The organism is Streptomyces sp. SAT1 (assembly GCF_001654495.1).
Classification (GTDB): domain Bacteria; phylum Actinomycetota; class Actinomycetes; order Streptomycetales; family Streptomycetaceae; genus Streptomyces; species Streptomyces andamanensis.
The window spans coordinates 3,895,835-3,914,359 of sequence record NZ_CP015849.1; the positions used below are offsets into that span (position 1 = coordinate 3,895,835).

General features: G+C 73.3%; 19 protein-coding genes. 5 read left to right on the forward strand and 14 right to left on the reverse strand.

The features are described from left to right. Positions 1 to 72 precede the first annotated feature (72 nt). Both A8713_RS16855 and A8713_RS16860 read right to left on the reverse strand, forming a co-directional pair. Positions 73 to 831, reverse strand: a complete 759-nt coding sequence (locus A8713_RS16855) for a GntR family transcriptional regulator (protein ID WP_064534324.1) — start codon at positions 829 to 831, stop codon at positions 73 to 75. A 160-nt stretch (positions 832 to 991) separates the two neighbouring features. After that, positions 992 to 2,374, reverse strand: a complete 1,383-nt coding sequence (locus A8713_RS16860; RefSeq protein WP_064534325.1) for an aspartate aminotransferase family protein — start codon at positions 2,372 to 2,374, stop codon at positions 992 to 994. Positions 2,375 to 2,639: 265 nt separating this feature from the next. Between A8713_RS16860 and A8713_RS16865 the strand changes: the two genes are divergently transcribed. After that, positions 2,640 to 4,610 carry a serine/threonine-protein kinase gene (locus A8713_RS16865; protein ID WP_064534326.1) on the forward strand — a complete coding sequence of 657 codons (1,971 nt, stop codon included), beginning with the start codon at positions 2,640 to 2,642 and terminating at the stop codon, positions 4,608 to 4,610. 178 nt (positions 4,611 to 4,788) lie between these two features. Here the strand turns inward: A8713_RS16865 and A8713_RS16870 are convergent, their stop codons facing one another. Next, positions 4,789 to 5,571 (reverse strand): SLATT domain-containing protein, encoded by a 783-nt coding sequence (locus A8713_RS16870; RefSeq protein ID WP_064534327.1) that lies wholly within the window; start codon positions 5,569 to 5,571, stop codon positions 4,789 to 4,791. Positions 5,572 to 5,872: 301 nt separating this feature from the next. On the opposite strand from A8713_RS16870, the gene A8713_RS16875 reads away from it, so the two are divergent. From A8713_RS16875 to A8713_RS16885, 3 genes are all read left to right on the forward strand, one after another. Continuing rightward, entirely contained in the window at positions 5,873 to 6,217 is a 345-nt protein-coding gene (locus A8713_RS16875) for a YbaB/EbfC family nucleoid-associated protein (protein ID WP_026252718.1), read from the forward strand. A gap of 84 nt (positions 6,218 to 6,301) precedes the next feature. Beyond that, positions 6,302 to 6,901: a recombination mediator RecR gene (recR, locus tag A8713_RS16880; protein ID WP_064534328.1), complete on the forward strand. Its 600-nt coding sequence runs from the start codon at positions 6,302 to 6,304 to the stop codon at positions 6,899 to 6,901. After that, a complete protein-coding gene (locus tag A8713_RS16885; protein WP_064534329.1) occupies positions 6,894 to 7,553 on the forward strand; it encodes a DUF5063 domain-containing protein in 660 nt (219 codons plus the stop codon). Before recR ends, A8713_RS16885 begins: the two co-directional genes overlap by 8 nt. 96 nt (positions 7,554 to 7,649) lie before the next feature. Here A8713_RS16885 and A8713_RS16890 read toward each other — a convergent pair whose 3' ends face one another. Further along, positions 7,650 to 9,563 (reverse strand): non-ribosomal peptide synthetase, encoded by a 1,914-nt coding sequence (locus tag A8713_RS16890; protein WP_064534330.1) that lies wholly within the window; start codon positions 9,561 to 9,563, stop codon positions 7,650 to 7,652. A 127-nt stretch (positions 9,564 to 9,690) separates the two neighbouring features. Then, a complete protein-coding gene (locus tag A8713_RS16895) occupies positions 9,691 to 10,629 on the reverse strand; it encodes a DMT family transporter (RefSeq protein ID WP_064534331.1) in 939 nt (312 codons plus the stop codon). Between the two features lie 163 nt (positions 10,630 to 10,792). Here A8713_RS16895 and A8713_RS16900 point away from each other — a divergent pair, with 163 nt between their 5' ends. Beyond that, positions 10,793 to 11,245 (forward strand): Lrp/AsnC family transcriptional regulator, encoded by a 453-nt coding sequence (locus tag A8713_RS16900; RefSeq protein ID WP_026252717.1) that lies wholly within the window; start codon positions 10,793 to 10,795, stop codon positions 11,243 to 11,245. Here the strand turns inward: A8713_RS16900 and A8713_RS16905 are convergent. The 9 genes from A8713_RS16905 to A8713_RS16945 all read right to left on the reverse strand — a co-directional run bounded on the left by A8713_RS16905 (position 11,229) and on the right by A8713_RS16945 (position 18,439). Further along, the gene (locus tag A8713_RS16905) at positions 11,229 to 12,305 is read right to left on the reverse strand and encodes a histidinol-phosphate transaminase (protein ID WP_064534332.1); all 1,077 of its coding nucleotides are present in this window, start codon (positions 12,303 to 12,305) and stop codon (positions 11,229 to 11,231) included. The genes A8713_RS16900 and A8713_RS16905 overlap by 17 nt on opposite strands. 98 nt (positions 12,306 to 12,403) lie before the next feature. Continuing rightward, positions 12,404 to 13,390 carry an ornithine cyclodeaminase family protein gene (locus A8713_RS16910; RefSeq protein WP_064534333.1) on the reverse strand — a complete coding sequence of 329 codons (987 nt, stop codon included), beginning with the start codon at positions 13,388 to 13,390 and terminating at the stop codon, positions 12,404 to 12,406. 64 nt (positions 13,391 to 13,454) lie between these two features. Then, positions 13,455 to 14,048 (reverse strand): prephenate dehydratase domain-containing protein, encoded by a 594-nt coding sequence (locus A8713_RS16915; RefSeq protein ID WP_064534334.1) that lies wholly within the window; start codon positions 14,046 to 14,048, stop codon positions 13,455 to 13,457. Between the two features lie 22 nt (positions 14,049 to 14,070). After that, positions 14,071 to 15,048 (reverse strand): branched-chain amino acid transaminase, encoded by a 978-nt coding sequence (locus tag A8713_RS16920; protein WP_064534335.1) that lies wholly within the window; start codon positions 15,046 to 15,048, stop codon positions 14,071 to 14,073. Next, entirely contained in the window at positions 15,045 to 16,469 is a 1,425-nt protein-coding gene (locus A8713_RS16925) for a phenylacetate--CoA ligase family protein (protein WP_064534336.1), read from the reverse strand. Before A8713_RS16925 ends, A8713_RS16920 begins: the two co-directional genes overlap by 4 nt. 21 nt (positions 16,470 to 16,490) lie before the next feature. Further along, entirely contained in the window at positions 16,491 to 16,907 is a 417-nt protein-coding gene (locus A8713_RS16930) for a DUF2000 domain-containing protein (protein WP_018568972.1), read from the reverse strand. A gap of 52 nt (positions 16,908 to 16,959) precedes the next feature. Beyond that, positions 16,960 to 17,253 (reverse strand): Dabb family protein, encoded by a 294-nt coding sequence (locus tag A8713_RS16935; RefSeq protein WP_064534337.1) that lies wholly within the window; start codon positions 17,251 to 17,253, stop codon positions 16,960 to 16,962. 2 nt (positions 17,254 to 17,255) lie between these two features. Next, positions 17,256 to 18,116, reverse strand: a complete 861-nt coding sequence (locus A8713_RS16940; protein WP_064534338.1) for a menaquinone biosynthesis protein — start codon at positions 18,114 to 18,116, stop codon at positions 17,256 to 17,258. Continuing rightward, entirely contained in the window at positions 18,113 to 18,439 is a 327-nt protein-coding gene (locus A8713_RS16945; RefSeq protein ID WP_064534339.1) for a chorismate mutase, read from the reverse strand. Before A8713_RS16945 ends, A8713_RS16940 begins: the two co-directional genes overlap by 4 nt. Positions 18,440 to 18,525 lie beyond the last annotated feature (86 nt).

An 18,525-nucleotide genomic window follows, 5' to 3' on the forward strand; every position in this document is an offset into this window, starting at 1 on the left:
ACAGTGGTCAACGAAGGGTAGTCGGTGCGGAGCGGACCGGCCCCACCCGTGCAGTTCCCCCGCCCGCCCCGCTCATGCGGCGCAGAGCCGCTCGACGAGGGCCAGGGAGTGCGCGTTGTAGGCGGAGACGAGGGTCTGCGCGGTGGTGATGTCGCGGGACGCCAGGGCGTCGACGAGTTCGGTGTGGCCGCACCATAGGACACCGCGCAGATCACCGAGCCTGCGGAGCTGCTGCACCGCGCACACCCAGGACTGCACGCGCAGCCGGTGCAGGAAGTCGGCGAGGTGCGCGTTGCCGTAGAGGGCGCTCAGCTCGCGCCAGAACCGCAGGTCGTAGCCGATCAGCACGGTCAGGTCACCGGCGGTCGCCGCCCGCTGGGCCTCCTCGCCGCGCCGGCGCACCCCGGCGAGCACGGCGGCCGTGCGCGGGTCCAGGGGCTCGCGCGGCATCGCCCGCGTCCGGGACCTCGCGCGGGCGCCCCCGGTCTCCGCGCCGCCGCCCGGTGCCTCGTCCGCGGCGGCCAGGACGCGGAACATGCCCTCGGTGACCAGGGCGCGGGCCTCGATCATCTCGCGGAAGGCGGCCGCCGAGTACACGCGCACCCGGAAGCCGCGGTGCTGGTCGGCGTCCAGCAGCCCCTGCGCGGACAGGTCCACCAGCGCCTCGCGCACCGGCGTCGCGGACACCCCGTACTGCTCGGCTATCTCCTTCACCGTGAACTCGCGCCCCGGCTGGAGCCGCCCGGACAGCACCTCGTCCCGCAGCGCGTCCGCGATCTGCTGGCGCAGGGTGCTGCGCGTCACGGCACCGGTTCCGCTGAAGCCGGGCATGGTCGGGGCGTCTCCCTCACGCGTGCGGTGGCGTACGCGTACGTCTGCTCGTACGTCTGTCTGATCATGTACTCGTACGGGTGTATGTGTACGAGCACGCCACCTTACGCACTCCGGGGCGTTTCGAGGGACTCCCCGGTGCTCACCGGTGCTTTCCGGCCTACTCCGTGTGCTCGTCGGCCACGGACAGGGCCGCGTCCAGCGCCGCGAACCCCTCCTTCAGCTCGGCCTCGGTCACCGTGCACGGCGGGACGACGTGCGTGCGGTTCATGTTGATGAAGGGCCACAGGCCGTGCGCCTTGGCGGCGGCGCCGAAGGCGGCCATCGGGCCGTTCGCCGCACCGGCCGCGTTGTACGGCACCAGCGGCTCGCGGGTCTCGCGGTTCCGCACCAGTTCCAGCGCCCAGAACATGCCGGTGCCGCGCACCTCGCCGACGCTCGGGTGCCGCCCGGCCAGCTCGCGCAGCGCCGGGCCCACCACCTCGGCACCCAGCCGCCGCGCGTTCTCGACGACGCCCTCCTCGGCCATCACGTTGATCGTCGCGACGGCCGCGGCGCAGGCCAGCGGGTGCCCCGAGTACGTCAGACCGCCCGGGTAGGGCCGCTTGCCGAACGTCTCGGCGATCTTCCCGGAGATCGCCACACCGCCCAGCGGCACGTACCCCGAGTTCACGCCCTTGGCGAAGGTCATCAGGTCGGGGACGACCCCGGACAGGTCCGCGGCGAACCACTCACCGGTCCGCCCGAACCCGGCCATGACCTCGTCCAGCACGAACACGATCCCGTACTTGTCGCACAGCTCGCGCACCCCGGCGAGATAGCCCGGCGGCGGCACCATGATGCCCGCCGTGCCCGGGACCGTCTCCAGGATGAGCGCCGCGATCGTCGCGGGCCCCTCGAAGGCGATCGTCGTCTCCAGGTGCTCCAGCGCCCGCGCGCACTCCTCCTCCTCGGTCTGCGCGTAGAAGCGGGAGCGGTAGAGGTAGGGCGCCCAGAAGTGCACGACACCCGCCGCGCCGTCGTCGGAGGCCCAGCGGCGCGGGTCGCCGGTGATGTTCACGGCCTGCTGGGTGCCGCCGTGGTACGACCGGTACGCCGACAGCACCTTCGGGCGCCCGGTGTGCAGCCGGGCCATGCGGATCGCGTGCTCGACCGCGTCGGCGCCGCCGTTGGTGAAGAAGATCTTGTCCAGATCGCCGGGGGTCCGCTCGGCGATCAGCCGGGCCGCCTCCGAGCGGGCCTCGACGGCGAACGCGGGAGCGAAGGTGGCCAGCGTCGCGGCCTGCTCCTGGATCGCGGCGACGACCTTGGGGTGCTGGTAGCCGATGTTGGTGAAGACGAGGCCGCTGGAGAAGTCCAGGTAGCGCTTGCCGTCGTAGTCCCAGAAGTACGACCCTTCGGCACCGGCCACCGCCGGCGGGTCGATCAGGTCCTGCGCGGACCAGGAGTGGAAGACGTGCGCGCGGTCGGCGGCCTTCACGGCCGCGCCGGCCTCGGGGTCCGGCTGCGGGGCCCGGTGGGCGGAAGAGGGCTGAGGGGTCATACCGCGAGCGTAGAGGCCGCCCCGGCGGTGCCGGTATCGGCGCCCTGTCTGCGGTGACGGCGATTTGACGACACCTTGTCGCGGGGAGCACGGGGAGCACAGGGGCGCGTCGGGGAGCACGGGGGCGCGGGAGAGCGCGTACGGCCGGGCGGCCCGCTGTTACGGAACCGTCGACGGCGGGCCGCTGTCCGCCCGTGGTCCCCGCACTATCCTCGGGCTGACGCGCAGGGGCGTACCGGGGCACATCGGGGGAGGCGGTTCTGCCATGGAGAAGCTGGCGTCCGGCGATCCGCGGGAGATCGGGGCGTACCGGCTGCTGGCGCGGCTCGGGGCGGGCGGCATGGGACAGGTGTACCTGGCCCGCTCCGGCCGGGGCCGTACGGCCGCCGTGAAGGTGGTGCGGCAGGAACTGGCGCAGCAGGAGGAGTTCCGGGCCCGGTTCCGCCAGGAGGTGCGGGCCGCGCGCCGGGTCGGCGGGAACTGGACCGCGCCCGTGCTGGACGCGGACACCGAGGCAGCCGTGCCGTGGGTCGCCACCGGCTATGTCGCCGGGCCCAGCCTCCAGCGGATCGTCGGCCACGACCACGGGCCGCTGCCCGAGCGGTCGGTGCGCGTCCTCGCCGCCGGTCTCGCCGAGGCGCTGCGGGACATCCACGCGGCCGGGCTCGTCCACCGCGACCTCAAACCGTCGAACGTGCTCGTCACCATCGACGGCCCCCGGGTCATCGACTTCGGCATCGCCCGCGCCCTGGAGACCGTCGCGGACAGCGGCCTCACCCGCACCGGGGCGCTGCTCGGCTCGCCCGGCTTCATGGCCCCCGAGCAGGTGCGCGGCGACCGGATCACCCCCGCCTGCGACATCTTCTGCCTGGGGTCCGTGCTCGCCTACGCCGCGACGGGCACCCTGCCCTTCGGTACCGCCGACAGCGGTGTGCACGCGCTGATGTACCGGATCGCCCAGGAGGAACCGGACCTGGACGCGCTGCCCGAGGGCATCGCCGACCTGGTCCGCGCCTGTCTGCGCAAGGACCCGGCGGCCCGGCCCGCGCTGGAGGAGATCCTGGAGCGCACCGGCGCCGAGGACACGGTGTGCGACGGCCGGCTCCGCGACCCGTGGCTGCCGAGCGCCCTGGTGGCCCAGCTCGGACGGCACGCGGTACGGCTGCTGGACGCGGAGAATCCCGAGGCGCCGCCACCCGCCACCCCCGGCGAAGCCACCGTCCCCATCGCTCCCTCCCCTCTCACGGGTCCCACCGTGCCCGCTCATCCCGAGGGGCTCCCGCAGCACGACTCCGCCGCCGCCTCCTCCTCCTTCTCCCATTCCTCCTCCCGGGAGCAGCCGCCTGGGCACACCCTCGCGGCCTCCCCGGGCCGCGCCCCGGGCCCCGCCGCGGAAGCCACCCCGTGGCCCTCCCCGGAGCACGCCGCCGCCGTCCGGCCCCCGGCCCCCGGCGAGCCCGCCGGCCAGGGCCACGCGCCGCCGGACCACCCGCCCACCCGGGCCGACGGCCCGGCGCCCGCACCGGCGCCCGGGTCCGCGCCCGTGCCCGCACAGCGGGCGTACGGCCATCCCCAGCACCCTGACCCCCACCAGCACCCGCATCCTCACCCGTACCGGCCCGCCGACCCTCCGTACTTCGCCCCGGCCCCGGACCCGGCTCAGGACGGGCCGCGGCGCGGTGGTACCTCCACGGTGGCGCTCCTCGCGGTGGCGCTGGTCGTCGCGCTCGGCGCGGGCGGTTCGGTCTACGCCCTGATGCAGGGCGGCGGGCACGAGGACCACCGCGGCGGCCCCGGCCCCTCGCCGACCGCCACCGCGTCCGGCACGGGCGGCCCGGACCCGTCCCCCACCGCCACGAGCGCGCCGCCCGGCCCCTCGGGCGGCGTGGTCCCCACCGGCTACCTCGGCACCTGGCGGTCGGCGATCGACAGCGAGCTGGGCTCGAACCCCCGGCGGCTCACCATCGCCCAGGGCGGTGTCGGGGACCGGGTGCTCACCCTGGTCGCGGACGGCCCCACCGCGACCGGCGGCACCTACCACTGCGTGTTCGAGGCCCGGCTGGTCCGGCGGCCGGACGCCGGCGGACCGCTGGAGCTCGGGCCCTCGACGGTCAGGAACGGCACGGGCGGCGCCTGCAATCCGGGCGCGGCCACCCAGGTGCTGCTGCTCCCGCAGGGCGGCCTCCAGCGCGTCAACAAGGACAGCGGAGAGCGGCTGACCTACACCAGGGAGTGAGCACGGGACGGGACACGGGACGGGAGAAGCCGCCGCGGTGCTCGGCATCGCCGCGTCCGTCCGGGACGCTCCGGTACGAGCGCCGGGTGCCGCGCCGCCGGGGGTACCCCTGCTCGAAGAGCTCGGGGGAGCGGTGTCAGGCCCCGCACCGGTGACCGGTGTCCCGGCCGGGGAGGCTCTACCGGGGCTCGGGGGGCCGCTGGCGCGGCATGTTCGGCCGGGTGCCGCCCGGCGGCAGCGGGAAGCGGCCCGGACCGGCCCCGCCGGGCTCCGGGCGCGCACCGCCCGGCACCGCCGGATGGATCCCCGCCGGTGCCGCCCCGACGCGGAACTCCACCATCCAGCCGGCCGTCTCGGCCCGCACCAGCTCGGTCACGTCCTCCGTGAAGCGCCGCAGCACCGCCAGGCACCGCTCGGCGGCCTCGCCCGCCGTGCCCTCGGCCGGGCCGAGCACCTCCCGCACGCTCTCGGTGGCCCAGTCGAACTGGAGCAGCTGAAGCCGCCGCTGCACGGCCTGCGCGGTCGCCACGTCCCGCATCCAGCCCGAGGTCAGGCCGAAGTACCGGTCGGCCGCGACGCACGCCACCGACAGCAGCAGCGCCAGATACCCCCAGGGCGCCGCGCCGCGGGCCGGCCCGGTCAGGTCCAGCAGCGGCAGCCCCGCCCCGGCCAGCGCCCCGGCCGCCGCCCCGCACCGCAGCGCCCGCGCCCCGCGCCGCTTCCACACCCGCTCCGCGAGGTACCAGGCGGCGGTCTGGAGCGCGCCGCGCTCCACCCACCGGTACAGCTCGTCCAGCCGCCGGGCGGGATCGCCCCAGTCGCCGGGCGGGAACACCCGCCCGGTCAGGTCCCCGGGCAGCGGCCCGGTCGCCGCCGCCGCCCCGTCCTCCCGCCCGTCCCGAGCCCCGCCCTCCCGCCCGTCCCGAGGGTGACGCTCGGGCTGCATCTCCGGCTGACCCACCCGGCACTCCCTACTGATCACCTACTGATCACGTGCTGTGACGCTGGCTGACCGCCGGACCCCTTCCTACCCCCCAACGGGTGGCGAAGCGGGGGAATGCGGTGCTTTTCCGCCCGGAAGAGGGCCTTGATCAGGTATAGGACGCACCCGGAACTCACTCGAAAGAGTGGCGGGGCGCCGCCCGCCGGGACCACGTAGGCTCGTGCCAGCGGGGAATCGCCGGTACGCCGGCGGACGGGCCCCGCCCGGAGACCGGGCCGTCCGGATCATCCGGACGCACGGAGGAAAGCAGGAGCTGATCGTGATTCCCGGTGGTGGCCAGCCCAACATGCAGCAGCTGCTCCAGCAGGCCCAGAAGATGCAGCAGGACCTGGCGCAGGCCCAGGAGGAGCTGGCGCGCACCGAGGTCGACGGGCAGGCGGGCGGCGGCCTGGTGAAGGCCACCGTCACCGGCGCCGGCGAGCTGCGCGCCCTGAAGATCGACCCGAAGGCCGTGGACCCCGAGGACACCGAGACCCTCGCGGACCTGGTCGTGGCGGCCGTCCAGGCGGCCAACGAGAACGCCCAGGCGCTCCAGCAGCAGAAGCTCGGCCCGCTGGCCCAGGGCCTCGGCGGCGGCAGCGGCATCCCCGGGCTGCCTTTCTAGGCGCCCCCCGGGCAACTACGGTACGTACCGAAGCAGCACACACCGAAACAGCGGCACACGCAGAGCAGGAAGGACGGGCGTCCGGTGTACGAAGGCGTGGTCCAGGACCTCATCGACGAACTGGGGCGGCTGCCCGGCGTCGGTCCCAAGAGCGCGCAGCGGATCGCCTTCCACATCCTCCAGGCGGAGCCGACGGACGTGCGCCGGCTCGCCCACGCCCTGCTGGAGGTGAAGGCGAAGGTCCGCTTCTGCGCCGTCTGCGGCAACGTGGCGCAGGAGGAGCTGTGCGGCATCTGCCGTGACAGCCGCCGCGACCAGAGCGTCATCTGCGTGGTCGAGGAGCCCAAGGACGTCGTCGCGATCGAGCGGACCCGCGAGTTCCGCGGCCGGTACCACGTCCTCGGCGGGGCGATCAGCCCGATCGAGGGCGTCGGCCCCGACGATCTGCGCATCCGGGAGCTGCTGTCCCGCCTCGCCGACGGCACGGTCACGGAACTCATCCTGGCCACGGACCCGAACCTGGAGGGCGAGGCGACGGCGACGTACCTCGCCCGCATGATCAAGCCCATGGGCCTCAAGGTCACCCGCCTGGCCAGCGGCCTCCCGGTGGGCGGCGACCTGGAGTATGCGGACGAGGTGACCCTCGGCCGCGCCTTCGAGGGGAGACGACTCCTAGATGTCTGACGCCACGCTGCACGCGACCAGCCAGAACCCCGACGACTTCGCGGTCCAGATCGCCGACCAGATCGAGAGCTTCCTGGTCGCCGTCACCGAGGTCGCCAAGGGCGACGAACCGGACTCCGCGGTGCCCTTCCTCCTGCTGGAGGTCTCCCAGCTGCTGCTGGCCGGCGGCCGGCTCGGCGCGCACGAGGACATCGTCCCCGACGAGCGCTACGAGCCCGACCCGGGCCCGGAGCAGGACGCGGACGTCCTCCGCGAGAACCTGGGCCGCCTGCTGGAGCCCATCGACGTCTACTCCGAGGTCTTCGACCCCTACGAGCCGCGCCGCGCCCCGGTGCCCGCGCGGATCTCCGACGACCTCGCCGACGTCGTCGCCGATCTGCGCCACGGCATGGTCCACTACCGCGCGGGCCGCACCACCGAGGCGCTGTGGTGGTGGCAGTTCTCCTACTTCTCCAACTGGGGCGGCACCGCCTCGGCGGCCCTGCGCGCCCTCCAGTCCCTGGTCGCCCATGTGCGCCTCAACCAGCCCCTGGAGGAGCTGGACGGGCTCGACACCGACCAGGCCATGGGCGACGAGACGCTGGAGTTCGAGGCGGGCCGGGTCATGGCGGAGGAGATCGGCGGTCCGCTCGGGCTGCCCGGGGCCAAGTGAACCCGGCCCGCACGCGCTGAGTCCGGCCCGCCCGCTCCTTCGCGTCCTTCGCGGCACGGCGGGAAGCACGGAAGCACCGGGCGTCGGCCGTCCCGGTCAGGGGCGTACGTCCCCGGAACCGGCGGCCGGGACGGAGACGGCCGGGACGGAGACGGCCGGGGCGGAGACGGCCGGGGCGGAGACGGCCGGGACGGGGGCCGAGGCCGCCGCGTCCCGCACATGGGCGGCGATGCCCCGCACCGTCGGGTCCTCGAAGAACTCCGCCAGCGTCATGTCCGCGCCGAACCGCCTGCTCACCTGGGCCAGCAGCCGGATCGCGAGCATCGACTGCCCGCCGGCCTCGAAGAAGTCCTCCTCGTGGCCGACGCCCGGCACGTCCAGCAGACCGCTCATGAGCGCGGCGATCTCTTCGTCCATCGCGTCCATCGCGTCCGCGCCCGCCGGGCCCACCGCGCCGCCCGCCGGGGCGGCCGGGGCCTGCGGGGCGGGCAGCCGCTCCCGGTCGATCTTCATGTTGGCGTTCTTCGGCAGCTCGGGCAGCCGGGTCAGCCGGGAGGGGAGCATGTAGTCGGGGAGCCGGTCGCGCAGGAACGCCCGCAGGGCGGCCGTGTCCGGGGCCTTTTCGCCCGCCCCCACGTAGTAGCTGAGGAGCGTCCGGTCCCCCGAGCGGGCGTCGGTGCCGGCGACCGTCACCGCCTCCCTGATCCCGGGGTGGCGCAGCAGCGCCGCGTCGACCTCGTTCGTCTCGACCCGGAAGCCCCGGATCTTGACCTGGAAGTCGGCCCGGCCGAGGAAGTCCAGTGAGCCGTCCGGCAGTTCGCGCACCAGATCGCCCGTGGCGTACATGCGGGCGCCGGGTTCGGCGGCGAAGGGGTCGGGCAGGAACCGCTCCTTCGTCAGGTCCGGGCGGCCGAGATAGCCGCTCGCCACGCCGTCACCGCCGACGTGGAGCTGACCGGTCTCCCCGGCGGGCACCGGCCGCAGCTCGTCGTCGAGCACGTAGCACGTGGTGTGCGAGACGGGCACGCCGATCGGCACCCGCACCTGGTCGGCGGGCATCGGCCTGACCCGGTGCGCGGTGGCGATCGTCGTGCACTCGGCGGGCCCGTACCCGTTGACCAGGTGGCAGCCCGGAACCGCGGCCACGGCGTTGGCCTGGTCGACCGCCAGGGCGTCGCCGCCGACCAGGACCTGGGAGACCGTGGCGAACGTCGCCGGGTCGTCCCCCGCGAGCTGGTTGAACAGCGGTGTCGCCATCACCACGGTGTCGATACGGCGTTCGCGCAGCGCGGTCGCCAGCCGGCCCGGCGAGAGGACGGTGTCGCGGTCGAACCCGATGAGCTCGCCGCCGTTGAGCAGCGCGCCCCACACCTCGACGGTGGCGGCGTCGAAGGCCGCGTTGGAGATCTGCGCGACCCGGTCGCCCGCCTCGAACGTGAGGTAGTCGGCGTCCCGGGTGCGCCGGACGACGTTGCGGTGCGTCGTGCAGATCCCCTTGGGCGTGCCGGTCGAACCCGAGGTGTACATCACGTAGGCCAGGTCCTCGGGTCCCGCGCCGCCGTCCGTGCGGACGTCCAGGGCGGCGTCGTCCCGTACGCTCCGCCCCAGGTGTCCGGCGGCCGTGAGCACCGGGATGCCGAGGCCGCTGGGGTCGTCCGTGCCGGCCTCGGTGAGCAGGGCCACCGGCTCGGACTCCTGGAGGATCATGCGCAGCCGGGCGGCCGGCTGCGCCGGGTCCAACGCGAGATAGGCGCCGCCGGCCTTGACGGTGGCGAGCATGCCCAGGATCACCCCGATGCCGCGGTCGGCGAGGATCGCCACCAGCCGGCCGGGCCGTACGCCCCGGTCGCGCAGCCGGATCGCCAGGGAGTTGGTGACCCGGTCGAGCTGCCGGTACGTCAGTGTGACGGAACCATAGGTGAGGGCGGGCGCCTCGGGCCGGCGTACGACGTGCTGCGCGAACAGGTCGCTCAGCGAACCGTCCTGGGGCCGAGCGGCGGGCTTGGGCATGGGCGTCCAGTCCTTTCTCGTCGGATGACACGTTGTCGGCGAGGCGGGGCCGGCCGCCACACCGGCATAATGCCGCCGGCCTGCCCGGTCATTCCGCGGCAGCAGGAACCAGGCCCCAGGACCTGTCCTAGCTGCGCTCGCCCACCGTGGCGGGCTCGGGGGCCGGGGGCGCGGCCACGGACGTCCGCCGTTCCACGACCCCGAGCGCCACCCCGGCGACGATGATCGCCCCGCCGAGCACCTGCCCGAGCCGGACCGTCTCCCCGTTGATCACCACGGCACCGAGCACGCCGAACACCGGTACCAGATTGAGGATGTTGACCGCGACGCTGGAGGTCATGCGGCGCAGCCCGTAGTTGTAGAGGAGGAAGCCGCCGACGGAGCACGCCACGGCCAGATAGACGAGCAGCAGCGAGGCCGATCCGTCCGGTACGTGCCAGTCCCCGGCCTCCAGGCAGGAGGCGAGCAGGAAGCCGGCGGCGCCGGCCACGGTCTGGTGGTAGGTGAGGTCCAGGGCGTCGTGGCCGCGGCCCATGGACTTGACGAGCACGTTGTACCCGCCCCAGAGCAGCCCGCCCAGCAGCAGCAGGACATCGCCGAGCCAGCGCGAACTGCCGCCCACCTGAGCGCCGTTGCGCACGACCAGGAAGGCGCCCGCGGTGGCGAGCAGGACGCCGCCGACCCGCAGCAGCGGCATCCTGGCCTTGAACAGCACCAGTTCCAGCAGCATGGTCATCAGCGGGTAGGTGGCCACGATCAGGGAGGCGTCGGAGGCCGTCGACAGTTCGACGCCGATGTTCTCCAGGACGAAGTAGGCCGTGATGCCGAGCAGTCCGCTGAGCTGGATCAGGCGCCGCTGCCGGGCGTCGAGCCGGGCCCCCGGGCGGCGGCGCAGCCGCATCATCACCGCGAGCAGCCCGGCGGCGAGCGTGAAGCGGATCGCGCCGATGCTCAGCGGTCCGACGTCCGACAGCACCTGCTTGGTCACCGCGTAGGAACTGCTCCAGAAGAGGGCCGCCGCCACCACGGCGCACAGCGCCAGGATCCGTCCTTTCCTCTCGTCCACCGCAGGTCTCCTTCTCCGTCGTCCGCACGCACAGGGTCCGCCCGGCTCGCGCCGCAGAGAGAGGCGAATCATGGACGGAATGGATGCAGTCATGCTAGCAATCCAACGGAGAACAGGGCATACTCGCCGAATATAATTCGGCCTCTCGGGAATTCGGCAGAACATGGATGAACTTAATTCGGCGTTGCTGCGCCTTCTCCAGCAAGACGGTCGGCGCACCAACCGCGAACTCGCGGAGGAGCTGGGCATCGCACCCTCGACCTGCCTGGAGCGGGTGCGCGCGCTGCGCGAGCGCGGGGTGCTGCTCGGCTTCCACGCCGAGGTGGACCTCACCGCACTGGGCCGGGGGCTCCAGGCGATGATCGCCGTACGGGTGCGGCCGCCGACCCGCGCGATCATCGAGCAGTTCCAGACCTTCGTGGCGCGGATGCCCGAGGTCATCTCGGTCTTCGTGCTGACGGGGACCGACGACTTCCTCCTCCATGTGGCGGTGCGGGACGCCGACCATCTGCACTCGGTCGTGCTGGACAAGCTGACCGAGCGCCCCGAACTGGCCGACGTACGCACCTCGATGGTCTACGGGCATCTGCGCAAGACGGTCATCGACCCGATCTGAGCCCCTCCAGGGTCGCGATCAGCAGGTCGTTCGCCTCCGGGGCGCCGACCGTGATCCGCAGCCCGGCCCCGGGGAAGGCGCGCACCAGCAGCCCGGCGCGCTCCAGGGCGGCGGCGACCGGGCCGGCGTCCTCGCCCAGCGGCAGCCACAGGAAGTTGGTCTCGCTCGGCGGCAGGGTCCAGCCCCGCGCGCCCAGAGCCGCGCGCAGCCGCTCCCGCTCGGCGGTGATCCCGGCCACCTGCCGGAACAACTCGTCCTCGGCGTCCAGCGCGGCCAGCGCCGCCTGCTCCGCGATCCGGCTCACCCCGCACGGCACGGCGCACTTGCGCAGCGCCTCGGCGATCCGCGGGTGCGCGACGCCGTAGCCGACCCGCAGGCCGGCCAGCCCGTACGCCTTGGAGAAGGTGCGCAGCACCACCAGGTTGGGCCGGTCGCGGTGGAGTTCCACCCCGTCCGGCGCGTCCGGGCCCCGGTGGAACTCGAAGTACGCCTCGTCCAGCACCACCGTGACATGCTCCGGCACCCGGTCCAGGAACCGCTTCAGCTCGGCGGCGCCGACCGCGGTGCCCGTGGGGTTGTTGGGCTCGCACAGCAGCACCATGGCGGTGCGCGGGGTGATGGCGGCGGCCATGGCCTCCAGGTCGTGCGCCGCGTCGCTGAGCGGCACCTCGACCGGGACGGCCCCGGCCATCCGCACCACGATCGGGTACGCCTCGAACGACGGCCAGGCGTAGACCACTTCGTCGCCCGGCGACAGCATGGCCTGGCCGATCTGCTGATAGATGCCGACCGATCCCGGGCCGGTGACCACGTGCGACAGCGGGACGTCCAGCCTGCGGGCGAGGGCGTCCGTCAGCTCTTCCGGGAAGATGCCCGGGTAGAGGTTGGTCCGCTGAGCGGCCCGGGAGACGGCGGCGAGGGCCGAGGGCAGCGGCGGGCAGGGGTTCTCGTTGAGGAACAGCCGGTACGAGGTGCCGGTGGCGGGCGGCTGCGGCGGCTTGGGCACATAGGCCGGTATGCCGTCGAGCACGGCACGCGGCGCGGGCGGGTGAGCACTCACTCCTGTCGTTCTCCTTAGCTGGGTCCCACTGCTGGGGTGCTCTGCCGGTGCCTGTGCCGGGCCGCTCCGCGGACGCGGGTCCCGGACGGGCCGGCGGGTCAGTCGAGCGTGACGGTCCGGCCCAGTCCGCGGGCCGCGGCCTCGCGGGCGACGGCGAAGCCGGACATGATGTCCTGCACGCCGAGGCCGAGCGATTTGAAGACGGTGATCTCGGTGGGTTCGGCGCGGCCGGGCCGGGTGCCGAGCAGCACCTCGCCCAGCTCGGCCCGGATGTGGTCCGGTCCCACCAGGCCCTCGGTGAGCGGCCCCCGCAGGTCCCCGGACTCGGCGAGCGCCGACTCCCGGCTGTCGACGAAGAAGGAGGCGTCCGCCACGGCCCGGGAGGACAGCTCCCGGTGGTCGGCGAAGGAGGCCCCCACGGCGTTGACATGGACGCCGGGCGCGAGGTCGGCGGCCTCGACGACGGGCTCCCTGGCCGCCGTCGTGGTGCAGACGAGGTCGGCCCCGGCCAGGGCCAGCGCCGGGGTGTCCGCGGTCTCCACCTCGATGCCCAGCTCCTTCGCCGCCCACGCCCGGTAGTCCTCGGCGTGCTCGGCGCTGCGGCTCCACACCCGGACCCGGCGCAGCGTCCTGACCAGGCGCATGGCCTCCAGGTGGCTGCGCGCCTGCACCCCGGAGCCGAGCACCGCGAGGTCCCCGGCGTCCGGCCGCGCCAGCGCCTCGGTGGCGACGGCGGAGACGGCCGCCGTCCGTACGGCGGTCACCGCGCCGGCGTCCATCAGGGCCAGCGGGGCACCGGTCGCCGGGTCGAAGACCATGACGACCCCGACGTGCAGGTCCAGGCCGCGGGCCGGGTTCTCGGGCTTGAGCATCATCGCCTTCAGCCCGTAGCCCGCCAGGTCGTCCCCGGCGACGAAGCCCGGCATGGTGCCCAGCAGACCGCTGTCCTTCTCGGGCCTCAGGATGGTCCGCAGCGGCAGTTCCGCCAGGCCGCCGCTGTAGCGGCGCATGGCCTCCGCCATCACCGGCAGGGCGCGCTCGACCGGGTACAGCTCGCGCACGGTGGCACGGTCGATCAGGAGCATGGAAGTACCTGTTTCCTTGGGCGGTCCGGACGGCTGCGGTGGGCCGGTTTCCTGTGGCGGCCCGTCAGGCGTCCGGGTCGGCGAGGGTGAAGACCGACCAGAGCATGCGGATCGGCCGGGTGCGGGAGATGAACTCCAGGGCGTGGGCCTTGGCCGCCGGGCGCGTGGTGAGCGCCAGGTCGGTCTCCCTGCGGCGGGCCTGGCCGGCCGCCGCGCTGGTGGAGGTGGCGTAGCGGATCTCCGCCACCGAGTAGGCGTCCGGGAGGAGTTCCCGGACGAGGGCGACCGGCGCCGGGTGGGTGGCGATCCGGGCGGCGTCGGGGATGCGGTGCCCCGGGGAGACGGCGATGCCGTAGTCCGGGGTGTCGAAGAGGAACGCCCCCGCGAACCGCAGCGACGGGTCCATGTAGAAGCTGTGCACCGACGCGTACGCGTTGGCGATGACGACATGGCTGACGGCGCCCTCGCGCAGCGCCGTGCCGGCCTCCTCGTAGGTGCCGTAGAGCCGGATGCCGGGCGGTCCGCCCAGGCCGCGGTCCGCCCAGAGGTACAGGGCCGCCTGCTCGCTGCTGGTGCCGGCGGGTCCCAGGGTCCCGATGGCCTCGATCTCTGGTCCCGAGGACAGGGCGGTGTCTATCCATCCCGCTGTCTGAATCATGTTCTCCCCCTGCGGTCGGCGGTCAGCCCGTGCCGGGGCCGACGCTCTGGAGCCAATGGCGGTAGCGCTGGTCCTTGCCGCGGACGACCTCGTGGTAGGCGGCCGTCAGGGCGGTGGTGAGCGGTCCGGGGACGCCGTCCCCGACGGGGCGGCCGGCGATCTCGGTCACGGGGACGATCTCCGCGCCCGTGCCGGTGAGGAACACCTCGTCGGCCAGACACAGGTCCTCGCGGCCCAGGTCGTGGAAGTCGGTCGGTACGTCCAGCAGGTCGGCCGCCAGGGTGACGGCGGTGTCCCGGGTGATGCCCTCCAGGAGGTCGGCCGTGACGGGCGGGGTGACCAGCCGGCCGCGGACGACGGCGAACACGTTGGACGTGCTGGCCTCCGCCACCTGGCCGCGGCTGTTGAGCAGGATCGCGTCGTCGTACCCGGCGGCGCGGGCCTCGTCCACGGCGAGCGCGTTGTTGACGTAGCCGCCGGTGACCTTGGCGCGGACCGGGAGCACGGCCGACTCCGGCCTGCGCCACGAGCTGATCGCGACCCGGATGCCACCGCGGTCGGTGTAGGACCCCATCCGGAACGCGTTGACCGACAGCGCGTCCGAGACGCCCGTGAGCTGGACACCGGGCGGTGTCCCGGGCAGCAGCGCGCGCTTGTACGCCAGCGGGCGGATGTACATGTCGGTGTCCGCGCCGATCCGGCGCAGCAGCTCCGCCGTCAGCGCGCACAGCTCCCGCGCGTCCGGCTCCAGCCGGATGCGCAGGGTCCGCGCGCTGCGCAGGAAGCGCAGGTAGTGGTCGTGGCCGCGGAAGACGGCCAGGCCGCCGTCCGCCTGCGCGTAGGCGCGGATGCCCTCGAAGACACCGGTGCCGTACTGGAGGGCCTGCGTGGTGACGGGCACCTGGGCCCGCTCCAGGGGGACGAACTCCCCGTCGTGGTAGGCCAGGGCCGCCAGGGCGGGCGTCGCCTTGCCGCTGTCGGCTGCCACGGCACTGGTCACTGGGCCCTCCCGCCGGCCACGCCGAGGGCGGCGGCGCGCTCCTCGTCCGGTGCCGCGGTGCGCCGGTCCTCCACCCGCGCCGCCTTCCAGCTCACCATGGCGCCGGTCGTGGTGACCGAGCCGAGCGGGCCGTAGGCGAACCGGAGCGGGACGTCGAGCCGTTCGCGCACCAGGGCGGCGACGGCCGCCTCGTCGACGCGCACGCCCTCGCCGTCGGGCGGTGTCTCCAGGTGCAGGGTCAGCTCGTCCTGCCCGTCCACCGCGTCGATGACGACCTGGTAGTCGAGGTAGCCGCGGGGCAGCGACAGCAGCAGTTCCTCCAGGTCGTAGCCGCTGATCCGGTGGCCGCCGATCGACAGGGTGTCGCGGGTCCGGCCGAGCACCTCCAGGACGGGCGCGGGCAGGGTGCGCCCGGCGGAGGCGGGGGCGAGCCGGACCAGGTCGCCGGTGCGGTAGCGGACCAGGGGCTTGCTGCCCCGGTAGAGCGCGGTGACGACGAGCTCGCCGGTGCGCACGCCGTCGGGTCCCGGCTCGACCGCGCGGGCGGTGTCCGGGTCGATCACCTCGTAGAAGTTGAGCAGCGGGGCCGTGTACAGCGCGCCGTCGGCGCCGGACGCGCCCATCACCGAGGCCTCCTGCGAGGCGTACAGGGCGTTGTAGACCTTGGCGCCCCACACCTCGCCGATGTTCTCCAGGAGGCTCGGGGAGGCGAGTTCGCCGGTGCACATCAGGACGTCGAGGCGGAAGTCCCGGCGCGGGTGCAGTCCGGCCGCGTACGCCTTCTTCGCCAGGGACAGGGCCATGCCGGGCGTGCTGAACAGGCCGGTGGCGGGCAGGACGCGCAGGGTCTCCAGGGCGCGGTCGTAGCCGACCATCGGCGAGTGCGGCCACATCTTGGCGACCGCGTGGCCCAGGTTGCGGCAGACGTCGCCGAAGGTGTCGCCGAAGGCGTGCAGTTCGGTCGGCCCGGAGACGCCGATCACCTGCTCGTCGCCGAACTGCCGGAAGACGGTGTCGTAGTACACGGTCAGCGCCGTGTTGTTGTGCAGCGAGTCGGTGTTGTCCCGCGGGCACGGTGTGCTGCGGCCGGTGGTGCCGGTGGTCTCGTAGAAGATCCAGGCCTTGGACAGCGGGAGCGAGAGCACCTTGTCGAACTCGTTGCGCAGGTCGTCCTTGGTGGTGAACGGCACGCCGGCCAGATGCTCGGGGGCGAGGGAGCGGATGGAGTCCGGGTCCACCGCCGCCAGGCGGCTCGCGTAGAAGGGGGACCTGTCCTTGACGTACGCCAGCGTGCTGCGGAATTCCCTCAGTTGGTGGTCGGCCAGGTCGGCGTCGCTCCAGCGGCGCGCAGCGAACGCCTGGTGGCGGTCGCGTATCTCGCGGGCGAGCCGGTCGAGTTCTTCGTTGAAGACGGTGAACATGCTTCCCTCGTGTCGGTTGCGTCAGCGGTACAGCGGCAGGCTTCCGGTGAGCTTGTTCACCGCGCTCCTGCTGCCGCAGACGGCCACGCCGATGTAGGGCAGCTCGGCGGTGCCCAGGTCGGCGGTCCGGCGGATGTACTCGTCGTAGCTCCGTGACGACTGGGCGACCGCGGTGAAGTCGGCCACGAAGACGTCGGGCAGGCCGGCCGCCTTCAGCACGATGTCCCGCAGGTCCGCCGCCGCGCCCTTCAGAATGGGCAGCGGAATGGCCGTGATACCGGTGTGCGCCTCGCCGTCGCCGTCCTTGACGGCATCGCCGATGATTCCGTCCACGAACCGCCCCACGGACATCGAGAGAGCCGCCACGGTGTTCATCGCGAGCCCCGCGGCGAGGTCCTGTTCGACGACAAAGGCGCACTTCTCGTACTTGGCACTCACCGCTGGTCCTTGCCTCTCGTTCACTGTGCTGTTCTTCTTCTCGTTCTGCGCGTCATTCTTCGAGGTCGGCGATGACCCATTCACTGATCTCCCGCCACTTCCGGATCGCCTCCTGGTGGAACGGGTGCACCAGATAGCGGTCGAGCGCCGCCTCGTCCTCCAGCAGACCGATCACCGCGAAGTCGTACGCGATGGGCCGGGTGGATATGTTGCGGCCGGTGCTCCATTCCTGGAGGTCCGGTACCTCGCCGCCCACCTTCGCGGCCATGCCTTCCGCTTCCAGCGCCCGGGGATCGTCCCACGAGACACCGGGCTTGAACCTGAAAAGTACGATGTGACGAATCATGGTCATCCTCCGTGGACGGGAATGCGCGCGGGCAGGGGGCGGACCGTTTCGCCGCGGGCCGCGGCCCGTGCGGAGAACTCCTGGACGGCGGCCAGCTGGCGTTCTCCGAGTGAGTAGTCGAGGGTCCGGAAGTAGTCGAGGAGCACGGGCTCCCCGAGCGCGCCGGACCGGCCGCCGCGGGCCGCCGCCGCGGCCACCCGCGCGGGGTGCGCGCGGGCCCGTGCGACCGCGTCCACGAGCGCTGCCCCGACCTCGCGCACCGTCGCCGGCCGGTCCCGCGCGAAGTCGCGGCGCACGGCCCAGACGGCGAACACCATGGGCAGCCCCGTCCAGCTCCGCCACATCGCGCCCGTGTCGTGCACGGTCAGCCCGTCCGGCGCGGTCGCCCGCACCCGCAGCGCGTCGTCGCCGATGACCACCGCGGCCCGCGCCGTGCGCAGCATCGCGCCCACGTCCTGGCGCAGGGTGCGGTACTCGGGCCGCACCCCGACGGCGTCCTCCAGGAGCATCCTGGCCAGCAGGCTGGTGCTGCGGCTGGCCGCGGAGAGCGCGACCACCCGCCCGTCCAGCGCTTCGAGCGGATCGCGCGAGACGATGTGGCAGGAGCCCACCGGGCCGTCGCTGCCGATCGCGATGCCGGGCAGCAGGCACAGCTCCTCCGCGTGCCGCAGATATCTGACGACACTGATCGGGCTGATGTCCAGATCACCCGAAAGAAGGAGCGCGGACAGCTGTTCCGGTGGAGCGGAGACCATGTCGAGGCCGTGCACGGCTCCGCTGTCGGCCAGGCCCCAGCGGATCGGTGCGCAATTGAGGAAGGAGATGTCACCCAGGCGTGCCCGCGGATTTCCGCACGCCTTCACGAAGTGCCCTGCGGCTCGCCGTCCGCGGCGGAGGCGGCTCTTGAGATGCCGCCGGAACCGCCCCGGCACAGGCTCAGAATATTCAGGGCGAGGGCGGTTCCCTCGGTGCCGAGCCCGGTCGCGTAACGGTCGAGAATGAGCTTCTCGCGAGCGAGTACCGTCCGTGTACCGCCCTCGCTCATGCGTTGCCGCTGAATGCGGCGGGACAGGTCGCGGCGATTCTGCAGGATTTCGATGATCTGCAGGTCCAGGGTATCGATCGCCTCGCGAGCCTCGTCGATGGGAAATGCTGTCACACATGCGGCGTTGTCGTGCTGCTCCACATCAACCTCATCGGGGGAGTGGCGCCCGCCAAAGGCAGGTTCGCTGCATCACTGGTTTTCGCTGCCATCGAGACGACGTTGCGTCG